The 15,186-nt window shown below is 68.4% G+C and carries 10 protein-coding genes; 3 read left to right on the top strand and 7 right to left on the bottom strand.

From position 1 onward, the window contains the following. Positions 1-4: 4 nt before the first annotated feature. The 4 genes from DB31_RS40345 to def all read right to left on the bottom strand — a co-directional run bounded on the left by DB31_RS40345 (position 5) and on the right by def (position 6,398). On the bottom strand, positions 5-2,701 hold the full coding sequence (locus tag DB31_RS40345; RefSeq protein ID WP_044198432.1) for a hypothetical protein: 2,697 nt from the start codon (positions 2,699-2,701) through the stop codon (positions 5-7). 150 nt (positions 2,702-2,851) lie between these two features. Beyond that, positions 2,852-3,928: a hypothetical protein gene (locus tag DB31_RS40340; RefSeq protein ID WP_044198431.1), complete on the bottom strand. Its 1,077-nt coding sequence runs from the start codon at positions 3,926-3,928 to the stop codon at positions 2,852-2,854. A 57-nt stretch (positions 3,929-3,985) separates the two neighbouring features. Beyond that, on the bottom strand, positions 3,986-5,698 hold the full coding sequence (locus DB31_RS40335; RefSeq protein WP_052420631.1) for a di-heme-cytochrome C peroxidase: 1,713 nt from the start codon (positions 5,696-5,698) through the stop codon (positions 3,986-3,988). Positions 5,699-5,786: 88 nt separating this feature from the next. Beyond that, entirely contained in the window at positions 5,787-6,398 is a 612-nt protein-coding gene (gene def, locus DB31_RS40330) for a peptide deformylase (protein ID WP_044198430.1), read from the bottom strand. A gap of 183 nt (positions 6,399-6,581) precedes the next feature. Here def and DB31_RS40325 point away from each other — a divergent pair, with 183 nt between their 5' ends. Both DB31_RS40325 and DB31_RS40320 read left to right on the top strand, forming a co-directional pair. Beyond that, positions 6,582-7,367: an alpha/beta fold hydrolase gene (locus DB31_RS40325; protein WP_044198429.1), complete on the top strand. Its 786-nt coding sequence runs from the start codon at positions 6,582-6,584 to the stop codon at positions 7,365-7,367. 38 nt (positions 7,368-7,405) lie between these two features. Next, positions 7,406-8,830, top strand: coding sequence for a hypothetical protein (locus DB31_RS40320; protein WP_205628652.1), 1,425 nt, complete (start codon positions 7,406-7,408; stop codon positions 8,828-8,830). Here DB31_RS40320 and DB31_RS40315 read toward each other — a convergent pair. The 3 genes from DB31_RS40315 to DB31_RS40305 form a co-directional block, all read right to left on the bottom strand. After that, on the bottom strand, positions 8,824-9,999 hold the full coding sequence (locus DB31_RS40315; RefSeq protein WP_044198428.1) for a vWA domain-containing protein: 1,176 nt from the start codon (positions 9,997-9,999) through the stop codon (positions 8,824-8,826). The two genes, DB31_RS40320 and DB31_RS40315, sit on opposite strands and share 7 nt — an antisense overlap. A 117-nt stretch (positions 10,000-10,116) precedes the next feature. Continuing rightward, entirely contained in the window at positions 10,117-10,812 is a 696-nt protein-coding gene (locus DB31_RS40310) for a pirin family protein (protein ID WP_044198427.1), read from the bottom strand. Positions 10,813-10,998: 186 nt separating this feature from the next. After that, positions 10,999-14,592 (bottom strand): tetratricopeptide repeat protein, encoded by a 3,594-nt coding sequence (locus DB31_RS40305; RefSeq protein ID WP_157232399.1) that lies wholly within the window; start codon positions 14,590-14,592, stop codon positions 10,999-11,001. A 186-nt stretch (positions 14,593-14,778) separates the two neighbouring features. On the opposite strand from DB31_RS40305, the gene DB31_RS40300 reads away from it, so the two are divergent. Then, positions 14,779-15,156 carry a peptide chain release factor-like protein gene (locus tag DB31_RS40300; RefSeq protein WP_044198426.1) on the top strand — a complete coding sequence of 126 codons (378 nt, stop codon included), beginning with the start codon at positions 14,779-14,781 and terminating at the stop codon, positions 15,154-15,156. Positions 15,157-15,186: the final 30 nt, after the last annotated feature.

Genomic DNA, 15,186 nt, shown 5'->3' with positions numbered 1-15,186 from the left:
GGCCTCACACCGGAGCCGGAGGCATCAGGTACTCCAGCAGCGTCCAGGCCTTGCTCCAGTCCGGTGCCCGTTGGGCGATCATCTGGTGCAGCCACTGGATGACCGAGGCCGGCGGAGACGCGCCCCGGTGCTCCAGCGCCGCCTTCGCGCTGGCCAGCAGCCGGGGAATCGCCGACGGAGGCGCTCCCCACACCTGGGTCAGCGCCTTGTCCCACTGCCCCTGGCGGAACAGCGCGTCGATCTCCTCGCAGAACACCTCGGGCAGGCGCTGCCAGAGCTCCTTGCGCGTCATCTGATCATGCGCGTCCGGCCGCCCGGCCCGGATGGCCTGCCGCACATACTCGGCGGGGATCCGCTGCCAGAGCGCGTGTATGGGCGCGGTGCCCCACGGCTCGGTCTTCTCGATCCACACCCGGCTGAACGCCTCCCAGTGCTCCGCCTGGAAGAATCGGCAGGCCTCCTTCTCTCCCAGCAGGTGCCGATGCCGCTTGCTGGCGAGCACCTCGACCGCCTGCGGCGGCAGGTACTTCCAGAAGATCTCCGCGTGGGCCTCCTCCGGATAGAGGAATGACGGAAGGTCCGAGGTGCTCGACGAGAGCCACGCCGCCCAGATCTTCCGGACGCACAGCGCCCAGTCTCCGCCGCGCCGCCGCGCATACTCCGGCAGCAGCGGCCCCAGCGCATGCCAGGACACCGCCTGATTCAGTTGGCTCAGAGAGACCTCTGGCTCCTGCAGGGAGCGCAGCAAGCGCTCGGGCTGGAGCAACAGCGGAGTCGCCGCGGAGGACGGCGCCAGCGGCCCCAGATTGTCCAGCAACCGGCCGCCCAGCAACAACAGCGGCAGGAGCCATGCCTCCGGCATGCGCGGCTCCTGGGGAGACCGGTACGAGGCCATGTACAGCAACCACCGCCGGGCATCCGCCGAGGGCTTCGTGCACCACGAATCCAGCGACAGCTCCGCCTGCGGGGCCAGCGTCTCGGACAGCGCCAGGAGCGCGGCGTACCAGACCCGGTGATCGACCAGCAGGGACTCGCGCGCGGACGGCAGCTCGTACGCGATGCGAGGCCGAGGCAGGCCCCCGGCATCCGGGACCACCAGCGCCCGCTGCAGCCGGAGCACGCCCTGGCGGAGGTCCTCCGGCACAGCATTCCCCTCGAGGACGACCAGGCCCAGCACGCGGAAAATGGCCTCGAGTGCGGCGACCCAGGCCGGGTTCCGCGTGTCGGGAGCCTGGAGCACCGCTCGCGCCAGCGTGAAGTCGCCGCAGCGGCAGCGATCCAGCAACGCCCCGAACACCGCCGGCGCGTGCTCCTGGCGCAGCAGGACATTGCCCCAAGCCAGAGGACCTTGATCCAGGGTTTCCAGCAGGGCCTGCTCGATCAGCCCGGCCAGCATCCACGAAGGCTGGAAGGCCAACTGCTGAGGCTGCCGCTCTCGCAACAAGCTGAGTTCCTTCAGTGACCGCACCACCCGGAACGCGTCCGCCGGGAGCATGGCCTGGAGCTTGTCCAGGCTCTTGCGGTCCACCTTCAAGCCCTGGCGCTCCAGTTCCTTGAGCCACTCCAGGTCCGCATCATCCGGCCGCATGCGCACCAGGGAGAGCCACGCGTCCATGGACCGGACCTCGGCCCCAGGGTCCTCGCTCTCCAGCAGCAGGCGCTGGCCCAGGTGCTGGAGCCGCTGCCAGAGCAGGTCGAACGGCACCTCCACGCTCTCGCTCTGCTGCAGACGCAGGCGGAGAAAGAGACGGGCCAGGTCCGCCGCGCTGCGCGCCTTGGCCAGCCCCGACTCCTCCCCCTTCTTCCCATAGGTGGCGAAGAGGCCGATGAAGCCCAGCGCCGTGCCCAGGGTGTCCACGCGGGCGAGGATGTCGGGCGTCTCCAGCCACCGCAGGCACGCCTCCCGATCGAACCCCGCCACGGTGATGCGCTCGTCCACCCACTCGAGCAGCTCGCGCAGCACCGAGCGCGCATCCGGGCTGCTCACCGAGAGCCACACCGAGGGCGCCGGCCGGCGCGAGCCCGAGGCCTTGGAGAGCTCGCGCGGCTCCCGAGGGATTCGCTCCACCTCCCGCTCCGGCGGCCGCGGCGGAGGCGCATCGGTGGCCACACACAACTTCAGCCCGGAGGGCCACGTCGCCTGCAAGGGAGCCCCCTCCGCGGAGCCCAGCACGAGGTACACCGCGCCCTGCTCCGGGAGCTGGCGCACGGCCTCGGCCCACGTCTCGGCCTGTAGGAACAGCGCCTGACCGCGCGCTTCGAGCCACTGCCCCGTCAGCGTCCGGCCCGCGCCGCTCGAGGCCTGCCACCACAGGGGCCAGGTCGCCGGATCACGCACCTGCACGGGGATGCCGGGCGGCAGGGACTCCCGCCGCAGATCCATGGGGCGGACCGGAACGTCCCGGAGCCGGACACGGGCGCCGCTGCTGGAGCGAGGCGGCTGGAGCTGGGAGAGCTGCTCCCCGGCCTCTTCCTGAGTCATCTCCAGAATCTCGGCCAGCGCCTGGAGCGCGCCCGGGCGCTGCTCGAGCCACTCGAGCGCCTCGCCGGCGTCGAACTTGCCCAGGTAGGTGGCCAGGGAGGACTCCTTGATTCGCTCGGCCCGAGGCCAGGACTGAGCCTTGCGCACGCGCTGAGCCAGCTCGATCAAGCTCTGCACCGGTGGCTCCAGGTCCTCCATCCGGTCTCGGATCCAGCCCATGTGCGTTGTCCCTCCCCAGGATCAGTATCGCTCGACAACTTCCCAATTGGTACCCAATTGGCGAGATATTGGCGAGAAACCGGGCGCACTCCTGACAGGAAATATGTTCAAGGGTTTACATCTTCCCACCCAGACCTGAGGGGTGGGGACTCAGGCGGCGGAGCTGTTGATGGCGGCGCGGAAGGCCGACTTCATCGCCTGAAGGAGCCGATTGGAGAGCTCCTGGTACACCTGGGCGTCCGGGCCGTCGAAGCCCAGATCGTTCCAAGAGCCCATCCCACCAAATACATCGGAGGCCATGGCGGCGTTCGCGAGCTGGACAGCGGGCACGGGCAGCTTGTGGGTCAGGAGCAGTTCGAGGAGGTCCTCGAGGGGCTGGGGCTCGAGCGACAGGCGCAGCAGGCAGCGACGGAAGTGCTTGCTCCAGTACTTCAGGTCCTGCTTGTCAGCGAAGGTGCGCACGGCCTCCAGGGCACTCGCGAGCGCGGCGCGGCAGCGGCTCAAGTCCCGCTCGGCCGAGGCCGCCTCTCCCGGCCCCACGGGGAGGTACTCGAAGGAGAGGCTGGTGGAACCGGGGGCGGGTGAGAAGAAGAGGTTCCACTTCACGGTCTCATCGGTGTCCACCTCGTGGCCCTCACCCACGGGCTCCACGTCGACGGACAGCGGCATGAAGCGCTGGATGACCTCCTGCATGTCATCGAGGCTGCGGGACTCGAGGAAGGCGCGGACGCTGCGGCCCTGAAGCTCTGGGGCGAACTCGCGCTTCAGCGCCTCCTCCCAGGCGTCGGCCCGCTTGCGGCCCCGATAGAACTCGAAGAGCTGGCGGCCGGAGATTTCATAGAGGCGCGGGCGCACCTCGCGCGGCATGAACCGCTCGGAGCGCGGGCCATCCGTGAAGAGGAGGAGGCCCCATCCACCGCCTCCCAGGAACGCTTCGCGGATGTGAGCGGGCAGCTCCGCCGAGTCCCCTTGCGGATCCGTCTCCCAGGGCCCCGGCGCGAACCACAGACGCGCCTGGGGTGAGGCGAGGGCCGAGAGCCACTCCTGGAAGGAGCGCCGTCCGCCGTGCTCATCCAGCACGGTGACGCGCGAGTACATGCGGCTCTCCGCGCGGAGGCCGATGCTCATGAAGTCCTCAATGGCCTCCCAAGAGACCATCGAGGGCTCGCGCAGCGCACGGTTGCCGGTGGTGACGAGGAGGGCGGTGCACACATCCAGAGAGCGCATGGACTCAGTGTATCGAGTTTTGAGTCCCGCTCAGCGGACACCGCCCCGCCGAGACGCCTACAGCGTCTTCATGTACTCCACGAGCTGCCAGCGCTGCTCCTCGGTGAAGGGGACACCATCCCGGGTGGTGAGGTACTCGTGGCCGGTGTTCCAGTTGCCCTTGATGCTCGTGTCGAGGGTGAACGGGGTGTAGTCGGAGGCCGTCTTCGGCTGCTCCATCGAGTAGCCCACTCGCACCGGATCGAACTCACGGCTGCCCAGCGTGAACGTCTTGCTGCGCTGAGCGGCGGGCAGCAGCATCTCGTACAGGTTCGGCACCGAGCCATTGTGGAGGTAGGGAGCCGTCGCCCAGATGCCGTTGAGCGGCCGCCCCTTGTAGCCGGGGGCGCTGGTCTTCGGCAGCTTGGTGCGGGTCGCGTACTGATCGGCAAACGCCTTGGCGGACTCGATCTTGTGCTTGAGCAGCGATCCGGAGACGGCGTTGATGAGAGGATCCAATCCGGTCGTGGGGTGGGGGATCTCCGAGCCCGCGATGGAGGCGGCCTTCTTTCCAGCGTAGATGCCGGCCTGGTACTGGCGCTCACTCATGTTGGAGAGCTCGGTGGGGTCGGTCCCGAGCAGCTCGATGGGGGTGATGTTGGCCACGTAGGCGGTGGTGATGGCGGCCGAGCGCGGGATGACCTGGTGGCACTGGGCACAGGCGTTGGCAAAGAGCTTCGCACCCTGGGCGGCCTTGGCCTGATCAACGGGAGGAAGCACTGTCTCCGGCCAGGCCGGCGAGTTCAGCTCGCGAACCCAGTTCTCGTAATAGCCCAGGTTCTCGATGAGGAAGCTCGACTCGTACTCCGTGGCCTGGGTGAGCGCGACCTTGCCGTAGACACCGATGACCTCACCGCCATTGCGCACGAGGATGCCCGCGCCCGAGAAGTTGGCCGCGAAGCCGGTCCACTGCACCACATCCGACTGATCAGTCCCCCAGAGGAACGGGTAGCTCGCGGGCGCGTCCGAGGGCTTGGCATTCTCGGGAATGCCGGGCAGGGTGGACATCGTCTGGTTGAAGATGAACCCGATGGCATCGATTCGAGCGAACCCGTACTCGAGATGGGCTTTGTTGATCTCGTTGCGAGCGTTGAGCGCCGCCGTCTGGGCCTGCAGCTCTCCGCGCAGCCCGCTGCGGGCGTTGGGCGAGTCACCGTCCTTCAGCACGGCCTTGGCGAACCGGTCGAACTTGGCCTGATCGGTGAGCGTGGCCTTCAGAGCCGCCACGAGCTCGAGGTTCATCAGATTGAAGTCAGCGAGGGTGGGAGCGCCATCCACCCGGATCCCCACCTTCTGCTGGGTCTGAGGGTGGGTGTACTCGAGCTGCCCGGTGTGGCAAGCCGCGCAGGCCATGCCGAACCACGCCTTGCCCGAGGCATCCGTGCTCTTGGTCCAACCGATGGGCATTCCGTCCGGGTTCGACGCGGTCTTCTTCCGGGGGATGTAGCGGAAGCGCTCGATGTTGGCAGGGTCCAGGAAGGGCTTCTCGCTGGCGCTCTGCTCCAGGACGACGACCCACGCATAGGGGAGGACCTCGGAGCCCTGGGGTGTGTTGTAGAAGGACTGCTGCGTGTTGTCGGTCCAGCCTTGCTCGATCTCGATGACATCGCCGTAGGCGTCAGCGACCCGCGCATCCTCCGGAATCTGGGTACCGCTTTGGGGCGGCGCGTGACGGCAGGTGCACAGGCATAGCCCTGCGATAGCGGCCCAGGTCGAAGCGCGGAATGACATGAACTCCCCCTCAAGTGATGAGGGGCAAAGTCTACCACAGAACAATTCCAGCTCTGACGGGCCGTGAACCACCGGCTCGTGCACCCTCTTACTTCGAGGGGTTCTGCAGCCCGAGCGCCTCGCGGACCTGCGCCGTGGTGCGCCCGGCCCAGTAGCGGCGCTGGTTCTCGGCCGTGGTGAAGCTGCGCGTCTCCATCCGGTCCAGGTAGAGCGTGCCCTCCAGGTGATCCACCTCGTGCTGGAGGATGCGGGCGTACCAGCCTCGGGCCGAGATGGAGACGGGCTTCCCATTCTCATCCAGGGCCTCCACGCGCACGCCGCTCGCACGCCGGACCAGGGCCGCGTAGCCGCTCGCGCTCAGGCACCCCTCGTAGAACTCCGCGGGGGTCGGGTCCTCCACCACCAGCCGTGGGTTGATGAGGACGTGGAAGGGCACTGGCTTGCGCTCGCGCAGGGCCAGTTCCTCAGGCGAGAGCCCCGCCTGGTACTCGGCCCGGTCCTCCACCACCACCAGCCGCAGGCTCACGCCCACCTGCGGCGCGGCCAGCCCCACGCCGGGGGTGTCGCGCATCGTGTCGCGCATGCGCTCGATGAGCGCCTTCACCTCGGGGCTGGAGATCTCCTCGGGAGTCAGGTCCCGGGCCTGCTGCCGCAGCACCGGGTCTCCTGCCTGGACGATCTTCAGGATGGTTCCCTTCATCTCGGTACCTCCGTGCAGCTCCCGAAAGAGAGGCTGGCAAGGCCTTGCGCCGTAGCCGACCTTCCGTGCGCGTGCAATGGCAGACGCTCGGACGCGCGTAAGCCTCGCGCCACGGCTCGCGCGGGGATACGCCTCGAGTGGTATCCCCTGGCGGGGGGTAGCCCGGGCATCGTCGCCGCACGCATGCCCTTTGCCTCGCTGCACGGCCAGAACATCCACTACGAAGACACGGGCGGGCCTGGGCGCCCGCTCATCCTGGGACACGACTTCCCGCTGGACAGCCGGATGTTCGATCCCCAGGCGCTCGTGCTGGCGCCGGAGTTCCGCATCATCCGGTGGGACGCGCGCGCGCTGGGCCGCACGCACTGGGACGGCAAGCCCTTCTCGCTCTGGGATTCGGCGGATGACTGCATTGCGCTGCTCGACTACCTCGGCATCGATCAGGCCGTGGTGGGAGGCGTGAACCTGGGCGGCCAGTGCGCCCTGCGCGCCGCGCTGCGCTACCCCGAGCGCGTGAAGGCCCTGGTGCTCCTGGGCACGCGCGCCACGCGGGAGGATCCACAGCTGCGGGAGATCTACCTGGACATGGCGAGGATCTGGTCCTCCGAGGGTCCCATCGATCCCCTCCTGAACATCCTCGCCAGCGAGCTCTTCGGAGAGCCGTTCCGCTTCAGACACTGGTTCAGCCGCTGGCGCGTGCTCTCGGGCGCGCACATCCTCGCCGCCACGCTCTGCCTCATGGAGCGGGATGACATCTACCCGCAGCTCAAGAACATCCGCTGTCCCTCCCTCATCCTCCATGGCTCGGAGGACCTCAGCGTGCCTCCGGCGCAAGGAGAGCTGCTCCACCTGATGATGTCGGGCAGTTCCTCCTTCGTTCCCATCCCCGGAGCCGCCCATGCCGCCAACCTCACCCATCCTCACGCGGTCAACCCGCCGCTGCTCGAGTTCCTTCGCGCCCGCGCCTGAGCGGCGCTGCTGCGGGAGGATGCGCGTAGACTGAGCGGGTGAATCCCTCGCGTCTCACGTCTCTGCTGGCAGGCATCCTGGCTGGGCTGTGCGGCTGCTCGACGGCCCCGAAGTACCTCTCTCCTCCTCCAGGACTTCCGTGGCGCGTAGAGCTCGGAGGCTCGGGCAGCTCGCAGATCAGCGGGCTCGCGACTCAGGACGGAGACCTCTTCGCCATCGGTTCCTTCGAGGGAGAGACCTTCCTACGCGACCAGCGCCTGCTGTCCGCTGGCGGGCAGGATGTCTTCGTGGCCCGGCTGGGACCAGACACACGGGTGCGCTGGGTGCGGCGCTGGGGCGGCTCCGGCGACGACCTGGGCCAGGCCATCGAGGCGGGAGCCGATGGCTCGCTCCTGGTCACAGGCAATCTCACGGGAGCAGCGGACCTGGAGGGCGCACGGACTGGAGCAGGGGGCCCCGACTGCTTCGTAGCGAAGCTGAAGGGAGCGGACGGCCAAGTGCAGTGGGTGCGGAGGTTCGGCGGAGCCGGAGGCTCGGACTGCCGCTCGGCGGCATATGACTCCGCGGGAGACGTCTTCGTCACGGGGCGCTTCGACGGCGAGGTGGACCTGGGCTTTGGCCCTCGCACCAGCGCTGGGCTGAATGACCTCTTCCTCGTGAAGCTCTCGGGCCAGGATGGCACGCCTCGATGGGCGCAGGTCTTCGGCGGCGCGGGGGATGACATCGGACGGGACGTCGCGGTGGCGCCCTCCGGCACCTTGCTGCTCACCGGCCACTTCTCCAGCAATGCGGCTCCCGCAGCAGGTGCGGTGGACTTCGGAGCGGGCCTGCTCACCAGCGCGGGAGACTCGGATGCATTCCTGGCCGCATTCTCAGGTGACGGGCGCTGTCTCTGGTCCCGAGCCTTCGGAGGTCCGAACTTCGACATGGCGAAGTCCGTGGTCCCCGCCTCCGACGGCACCCTGTTCCTGACGGGCCTCTTCCAGGGCGAGGTGAAGCCTCAACCGGGTGAGATCCTCTTCTCCGCGGGTGGCTTCGAGGGCTTCATCTCGCACCTCACCGAGCGAGGCGAGGAGCTCTGGCGGCACCGCTACCCCACCCTGACCTCGGGACACGCGCTCGCCCTCACTCCGTCCGGCGAGGTGGTGATGGTGGGGCACTTCACCGCGACGCTGGAGCTGGGAGCGGACCGGAAGCTCCAGAGCCAGGGCAAGAATGACGTCGCCGGTGTGCTCTTCAGCCCCGCTGGGGACGTCCGGTGGACCGACCACGATGGGACTTTCGAGAACGACTACGGCTATGCCGTGACAACCGCTGCGGGAGGCGTGGTGCTGGGAGGAATACTCACGGAGGCTACGGGCGGGGATGCCTCCAAGCCCCGGACCTACGGCTTCATCTCCTGGAGCCCACTGCCCTCACAGCGGGCCCTCACACCCCCATCCAGGGAGCGAGGCACTCAGTAGGCCACACCATACCCGGCGGCCTGCGTGCGGACGCTCTTCATCACGTTGTCGTCGAAGCTGTCCTTCTTCTCCGCCACATTCTTCGCGCGCCACGTGTCGCGATCCGCCGCCAGCTTCGCCGCCTTCGCCTCCAGCACCTTGCGCTCGTCAGAGAGCTGCTTCACCTTCAGCGACTGCTCCTCCTTCTTCAGCCCCTTCAGCTCGGAGGGCAGCTCAGCCTCCTTCACGGATGCCAGCGCCTCGGGCTTCTCCACCAGGTCCACCGCCCCGCCCACGGCCACCGGCGCGCTGCTCGCCGCCGGAGCCGCCTTGCCCGAGCCCGCCGACCGGGCCTTCTTCATGTAGCTGATGCGCTCGGCCGCGGCCTCGGGAGCCAGCGCCGCCATCTGCTGCACACGGTCCCGGTTCGCCGCCTGCACCGCCACAGAGCCCGTGTACAGCGTCTTCGAGGCGATCTCCGCGTTCACCTTCGCCAGCTCCGCGTCATACGGCGTGGCCACCGCCAGCATGCCGCCCTCCTGGCCAATGCTGTCGAACGTGCCATCCGTGAGCTTGGCCACGTACCGCCATGCGGTGGCCGTCTCGGTATCCGCGCCGCAGCGCACCGTGTTCACCACGATGTGGCGCTCCTTGGCCTGCTTCGCCCAGTGCTTGAAGTTCCACTGGTCGCCGCGCTCGGCCGGAGGCGCGTCGCCGACCAGGAAGATGACCTTCATCGTCTCGCGGTTGTCGCTCCAGGACATCTTCGACACGGCCTCGCCCAGCCCGCGGCCCACGTGCTCGGGGGTGTCACCGCCGCCATCGGCCTGGAACTTGCGCAGATGGGTGAAGACCGTGTCCAGGTCCTCGCTCAGGTCGAAGCGCTTCGTCACGTACGCGTCGCCCTCGTCCCGGTAGGCCACCAGGCCCACCTTGAGTTGCGGCGTCGGCTTGCCCGTGGCGATGCGCGAGGCAATGGAGAAGATCTTCTGCTTGGCGCCCTCGATCAGCCCGTTCATGGAGCCCGTCGTGTCGATGACGAAGACGACCTCGATCTGCGGCCGGGCCTGCTTCGGCTGCTCCGTCACCTGCGTGGCAGGGACGTCGGCGGCGGAGGCCAGGGGAGCAGCGAGCGCAACGGTGGCGAGCGCGGCGGCCAGGACAGGCCGCGCGAGGAAGTTCAGAGGCATGGACAGGCTCCAGGGGGGGCGAAAAGAGGCGGGTTTCGCGTGCGTGTTCCCCTGAAACGGGCGGGCCCGCGGAAAGATCTATTCCGCGGGCCCACTCCGCACTTCCTGGACATTCTGTCAGGCCAGGTCGAACAGCAGCGCCTCGACCGGCTCGCCGGCCGTGAGCACCAGGGTGCTCTCGTCGGAGATGGCCACGCCATCGCCCGCCTTCACCGCCACGCCATTCAGCGTGCCCGAGCCCCGGGCAATCTGAATCCACGCGTGCCGGCCGGGCTTCAGCGTGTACTCGGCCTTCTCGCCCTTGCCGAGCAAGGTGCTGTGCAGCGTCATGTCCTGGTGGACCACGACCGACCCGTCACGCCCTTCCGGCGAGGCCACCACGCGGAACCGCCCCTGGCGCTCCTGCTCGGAGAACGCCTTCTGCTCGTAGCCGGGCGTCAGGCCGCGGCGCTCGGGGAGGATCCAGATCTGCAGCATGTGCAGGGTCTCGTCGAACCGGTTCACCTCGCTGTGCAGCACGCCGGTGCCGGCGCTCATGCGCTGCACCTCGCCCGGGCGGATGACGCTGGTGGTGCCCATGCTGTCCTTGTGCTCCACCTGCCCGCCGAGCACGTAGGTGATGATCTCCATGTCCCGGTGCGGGTGAGTGCCGAAGCCCTGGCGCGGCGCCACGTAGTCCTCGTTGATGACGCGGAGGCTGCGGAAGCCCATGTGCTCCAGGTCGTAGTAATCCGCGAACGAGAACGAGTGGTAGGTATCGAGCCAACCGTGGTTGGCGTGGCCGCGAGCTTCAGAGGGTCGAAGGGTGATCATACGGTGCTCCTTTCTGCTACCTGTGAGATGCCCTGCCACGGTGGGCGTTGCGGGCTCTCCCGTTCTCCATCGTGACGACCTGTACTAAAGCAAGCCCCTTGCCACACCCTAAACAGCTGAAATTACTAATCTCATGTTCTCACAGCAGCATCCAGGCACTCATTTTGAGAAACCAAACCTCTCAAATCAGTGCATCCGGGCACGGGCCTTCTCCAGCATCACGCTCCAGGTCTCCAGGCGCTCCTTCAAGGAGGCGGGCGGCGCCGTGCCCACCTGCGCATGGAGGGTGGTGAGCTCCTGAAAGAGGGTGCCGGTGAAGGCGGTGAAGGCGGTGGGCAGCTTGAGGAAGAAGGGCCAGATGATGTCGAGCGCCTCGTGCAGCGAGGCCAGCGCCTCGGCTCCCTGGCCCTGGACCTTCTGAACCTGGCTCAAGGTGGCGACGCTCACGGCCAGCTCCGGACGAAAGGCCTCGGGGTGCTCCTCGGCGAGCAGGCGACGGATGCCCACCGCCTCCCGCACCGAGGCCAGCGCCTCCGCAGTACGGCCCAGGGTGCCCTGCAGGGTGCCCAGGTTGTTGAGGCTGGTGGCCAAGTCGGAGCGGAAGGCCCGCGGGTGCTCCGCGGCCAGCCGGCGGCGGATGTCCACGGCCTCTCCGAGCGCGGCGAGGGCCTCCTCTCCTCGGCCCTGGGCGCTCAGCAGCGCGCCCAGGTTGCTCAAGCTCAGCGCCAGCTCGGGGAGTCCCGCCTGGGGCTGCTCCTGGGCGAGCTGGCGGCGGATCTCCACGCCCTCCTGCACGGAGGCCAGGGCCTCGGTCCACAGCTCCAGGCCGCTCTGCACGCTGCCGAGGGTGTTGAGGCTCGCGGCGAGCTGCGAGAGGAACATGGCTGGCATCACCTTGGCGAGCCGGCGGTAATACTCCACGGCCTCCTGGACCGAGGCCAGGGCCTCCGCGTTGCGGCCCAGGGAGCTCTGCACCGCCGCGAGGTTGCTCAGACAGACGGCCAGGGCGGGGAGGTACGCTGACGAGTACGCCTGGGCCAGCTTGCGGTAGCGCTCGGCGGCCTCCTTCACCGTGGCGAGGGATTCCTCGCGGCGGCCCAGCTCGTTCTGGAAAACGCTGAGATTGACCAGGCTCATGGCGAGATCCGCGAGGAACGACTGGGGACGCTCCTCGGCCAGCTTGCGGCGGATGGCCACGGACTCCAGCATCCAGGAGAGCGCCTCGTCCCGGCGGCCCAGCGCGCTCAGAGCGCCCGCGAGGCAGGTGAGGCTCGTCGCGAACGGAGGCAGGTGCTCCTCGATGCGGGCCTCCATGAGCTGACGGAAGAGGGCCACGGACTCTTGCGCGAGGGCCAGGGCCTCCTCGCGCTGCCCCAGCTCGCCCTGGACGATGGCGAGGTTCGTCAGACTGCCAGCCAGCTCGGGGAGGTATGGCTCGGGGTGCTTTTTGGCGATCGTGCGGTAGTGGCCCACGGCCTCATGGATGGAGGACTGGGACTCAGCCTTGTGGCCCAGGGCGCTCTGCATGGAGCTCAGGTTGTTGAGGCTCGCGGCCAGCTCGGGGAGGAAGGACTCCGGGCGCTTCTTGGCGAGCGCGCGGTAGTGGCTCACCGCCTCCTGCATGGAGGCCAGGGCCTCCTCCCTGCGACCCAGGGCGCTCTGAGCCCTGGCGAGGCCATTCAGGTTCACCGCGAGGATGGGGAGGAACTCCCTCGGGGACTCCTCCGCGAGGGTGCGGCGGATCGACACCGCCTCTTGCATGGCTGCCAGGGCCTCCTCACGCTGGCCAAGCTCGCCCTGCACGACGCCCAGGTCCGTCAGTCCCAGGGCAAGGTCCACGCGGAAGACCTCCGGGTGCGCGGCAGCCAGCTGGCGATAGTGCTCCACGGCCTCCTTCACGAAGCCCAGCGCCTCCTCGCGCCGCCCGAGCATTCCCAGCAATGAGCCCAAGCTGCCACGGAACCTCGCTTGTTCGATTCGTGCGCGCGGAGTCTCGCCCGGAGGGAGGTGGTTCAGCAGCGTGGTCTTGACCCAGACGGAGACCTCGCGCAGGGGTGCCACGAACTCCGGGAGCCCGGACGCTTCGAGCAACTCCGCCACCAGGGGTGTGCCCTCGCGCTCAAGGGCCTTGGCGAGCTCACGGCCCAAGGCAGCGTAAGCGGGGCGCTGTCCAATCGCCTTCGCCGCTTCCAGCGCAGCGGTGGCCCGCACGCTGACAGCACCCGCAAGCAGCGCCGCGATCCACTCCCCAGCCTCAGGGGCCTCTGCGGACAAACGCCCGAGCACCTCGAAGGCGGTGCGAGCCGCTCGCGCGTCCGCGCCTTCAAGGATCCGCTTCAACCAATCCCCCGCCGACGCTCCTTCTCGACGCAGCGCCCTCAACACCAGCGCCTCACCGAGCAGCTCTGGCTCCCAGTGCCCAGCTTCCGCAGCGAGCCCTGGGTACAGGTTTCGCAGAAGGAGCAGCGCTCGCGCATCCTCCGAGGTCGAAGCACCGCCCGTGAGGATCCACGCAGCGATGGAACGCAGGACCAGCTCTTGGAATGGCCGCTCGCCTCCCTCCACCCGAGAGCCCCAGAATGCCCCCTCTTCGCCCAGAAGCGCCTCGCTCAGAGACTCTGGCGTGAAAGGCTTCCCGAGGACTGCGGCCAACGCAGCCATGTGAAGGGGGAGCACCCGATCAAAGCGAGGATCGGAGATTGCCACCGAGGAGGCCGGAGGCGTCCGTCCCAGGAGGGAGGCGAACCGCTGAGCCGCGTGCTCGAAGACCGCCTCGCGCTGCGAGGGAGCGATGGAAGCGACCTCCGTCGGCAAGCGATCCTTCAAGAGCTTCCGCAGCTCGAGGCTGCGCCGCTGAAGCAGCTCCCACCATCCGCCTGCCTCGCGAGCGATGAGGGCCAGTCGGAAGCGTCCCGGGCCTCCTGCTTTGCGACGGTGCGCCACGGACAGGAGCAGCGCACCCAGCCGAGGAAGGCTCTCTGCCCGATCGATGACGACGAGCGTGGGCCGCTCGGAGGCCGCAGCCAGCAGTTCCTCGAAGTGGTCCGGCTCCACCGCCTCGTGCAGAAACCCCGCTCGCCAGCCCTGGCCACGCAGCCGCTGGATGCTTTCAATGAACAGACGCGTCTTGCCGGTGCCAGCCGCTCCATGGAAGAGCCGGACACTGACGGGCTCGTCCTCGCCGCACCAGGACTGGAGGTCCTGCAGCAGCTCCGCGTGGATCGGCTCGAAGAAGTCCACGGACGCATGGCGCGCATCCAACAGCGCCACGGGCCCTCCATCTTTGGGAGGCGCTCGGGTACCAGGGGCGAGAAGCGCCTCCAGGTCTCCCGTGCTGCTCGGAACAAGTTCCTGGGGGCGCTGCATCGGAGGCACTTTGGCGCTCCAAACCAGGTCGGCTCCCTCCACCGTCCCCTTCATCACCAGCCGGTAGGGAATGTCTTGCCGGGACGCGAGCGCGGAAAGCGCGGAGCCCTCAGTACGGATCGCCAGACACCGAGGCGAAAAGACGCGCACGAGCGGAGCCGCGGCATACGCAGGGGCCACGCCGACCTTCTCGAGGAGACGGGTCACGGCCACACGGAGCGTCCCGCCGCCCTGCCCACGGAAGGTGCGAAGCGCGACTTCCAGGCCCAGCGGCCCCATCCGCCGCTCCCAGGAGCTGCCCGGCAGAGCGTCGACGTCTTCCTTCAGCACGGCGTCGTACTCAGCCTGGAGGGCGGTGAGAATGAGCACATCCACCATCTCCCACGGCATGCGCCCGGCTCTGCTCTGACTCAAGGGCCTCTCCTTATAGAAGAGCCTGGGACGCACCCCGTCGCGCGGGCTCGGGCGGCGAGCCTAGCCTTCCCGGCAAGGCCGTCCCAAACCTGTCAGACAAGCAGACCCCTCTCGGTCATGCGCCCCCGAAAGGCCGCCCCATCCCCGGTGCACAACGCCCGGCCAGGGGCTAGGTTAGGAACAGTCATGAGCACCTCGCCCATCCGCCGTCAGGCCGCCCTGGAAGCCCTCGCGCTCGATGAAGAGGCCCTGCTAAAGGCGTGCGAAGTGGAGTACTTCATCGCCTCGGGACCTGGTGGCCAGCACCGCAACACCACGGCCAGCGGCGTGCGCCTCACCCACCCACCCACCGAGCTGTCCGTCACCGCCACCGAGCGCCGCAGCCAGGTACAGAACAAGGGCGTGGCGCTGGAGCGGCTGCGCGAGGGGCTCAAGGCCCTCACCTTCGTGCCCAAGGTGCGCCGCGCCACCAAGCCCTCCAAGGGCTCGCAGAAGCGGCGCCTGGAGACCAAGAAGCGCACCGGCCAGAAGAAGTCCCTGCGTGGCAAGAAGGACCTCTGGTGACTGGCTGCCCGGCGCGGGATGCTGGCGCCC

Origin of the sequence: Hyalangium minutum, from assembly GCF_000737315.1 — a bacterium.
GTDB classification, from domain to species: Bacteria; Myxococcota; Myxococcia; order Myxococcales; family Myxococcaceae; genus Hyalangium; species Hyalangium minutum.
This window is presented reverse-complemented; position numbering and strand designations above follow the sequence as displayed.

Bases quoted from the DNA above. Each gene is read 5' to 3' on its own strand.
- DB31_RS40345 (WP_044198432.1), bottom strand. From the start codon at position 2,701: ATGGGCTGGATCCGAGACCGGATGGAGGACCTGGAGCCACCGGTGCAG.
- DB31_RS40340 (WP_044198431.1), bottom strand. From the start codon at position 3,928: ATGCGCTCTCTGGATGTGTGCACCGCCCTCCTCGTCACCACCGGCAAC.
- DB31_RS40335 (WP_052420631.1), bottom strand. From the start codon at position 5,698: ATGTCATTCCGCGCTTCGACCTGGGCCGCTATCGCAGGGCTATGCCTG.
- def (WP_044198430.1), bottom strand. From the start codon at position 6,398: ATGAAGGGAACCATCCTGAAGATCGTCCAGGCAGGAGACCCGGTGCTG.
- DB31_RS40325 (WP_044198429.1), top strand. From the start codon at position 6,582: ATGCCCTTTGCCTCGCTGCACGGCCAGAACATCCACTACGAAGACACG.
- DB31_RS40315 (WP_044198428.1), bottom strand. From the start codon at position 9,999: ATGCCTCTGAACTTCCTCGCGCGGCCTGTCCTGGCCGCCGCGCTCGCC.
- DB31_RS40310 (WP_044198427.1), bottom strand. From the start codon at position 10,812: ATGATCACCCTTCGACCCTCTGAAGCTCGCGGCCACGCCAACCACGGT.
- DB31_RS40300 (WP_044198426.1), top strand. From the start codon at position 14,779: ATGAGCACCTCGCCCATCCGCCGTCAGGCCGCCCTGGAAGCCCTCGCG.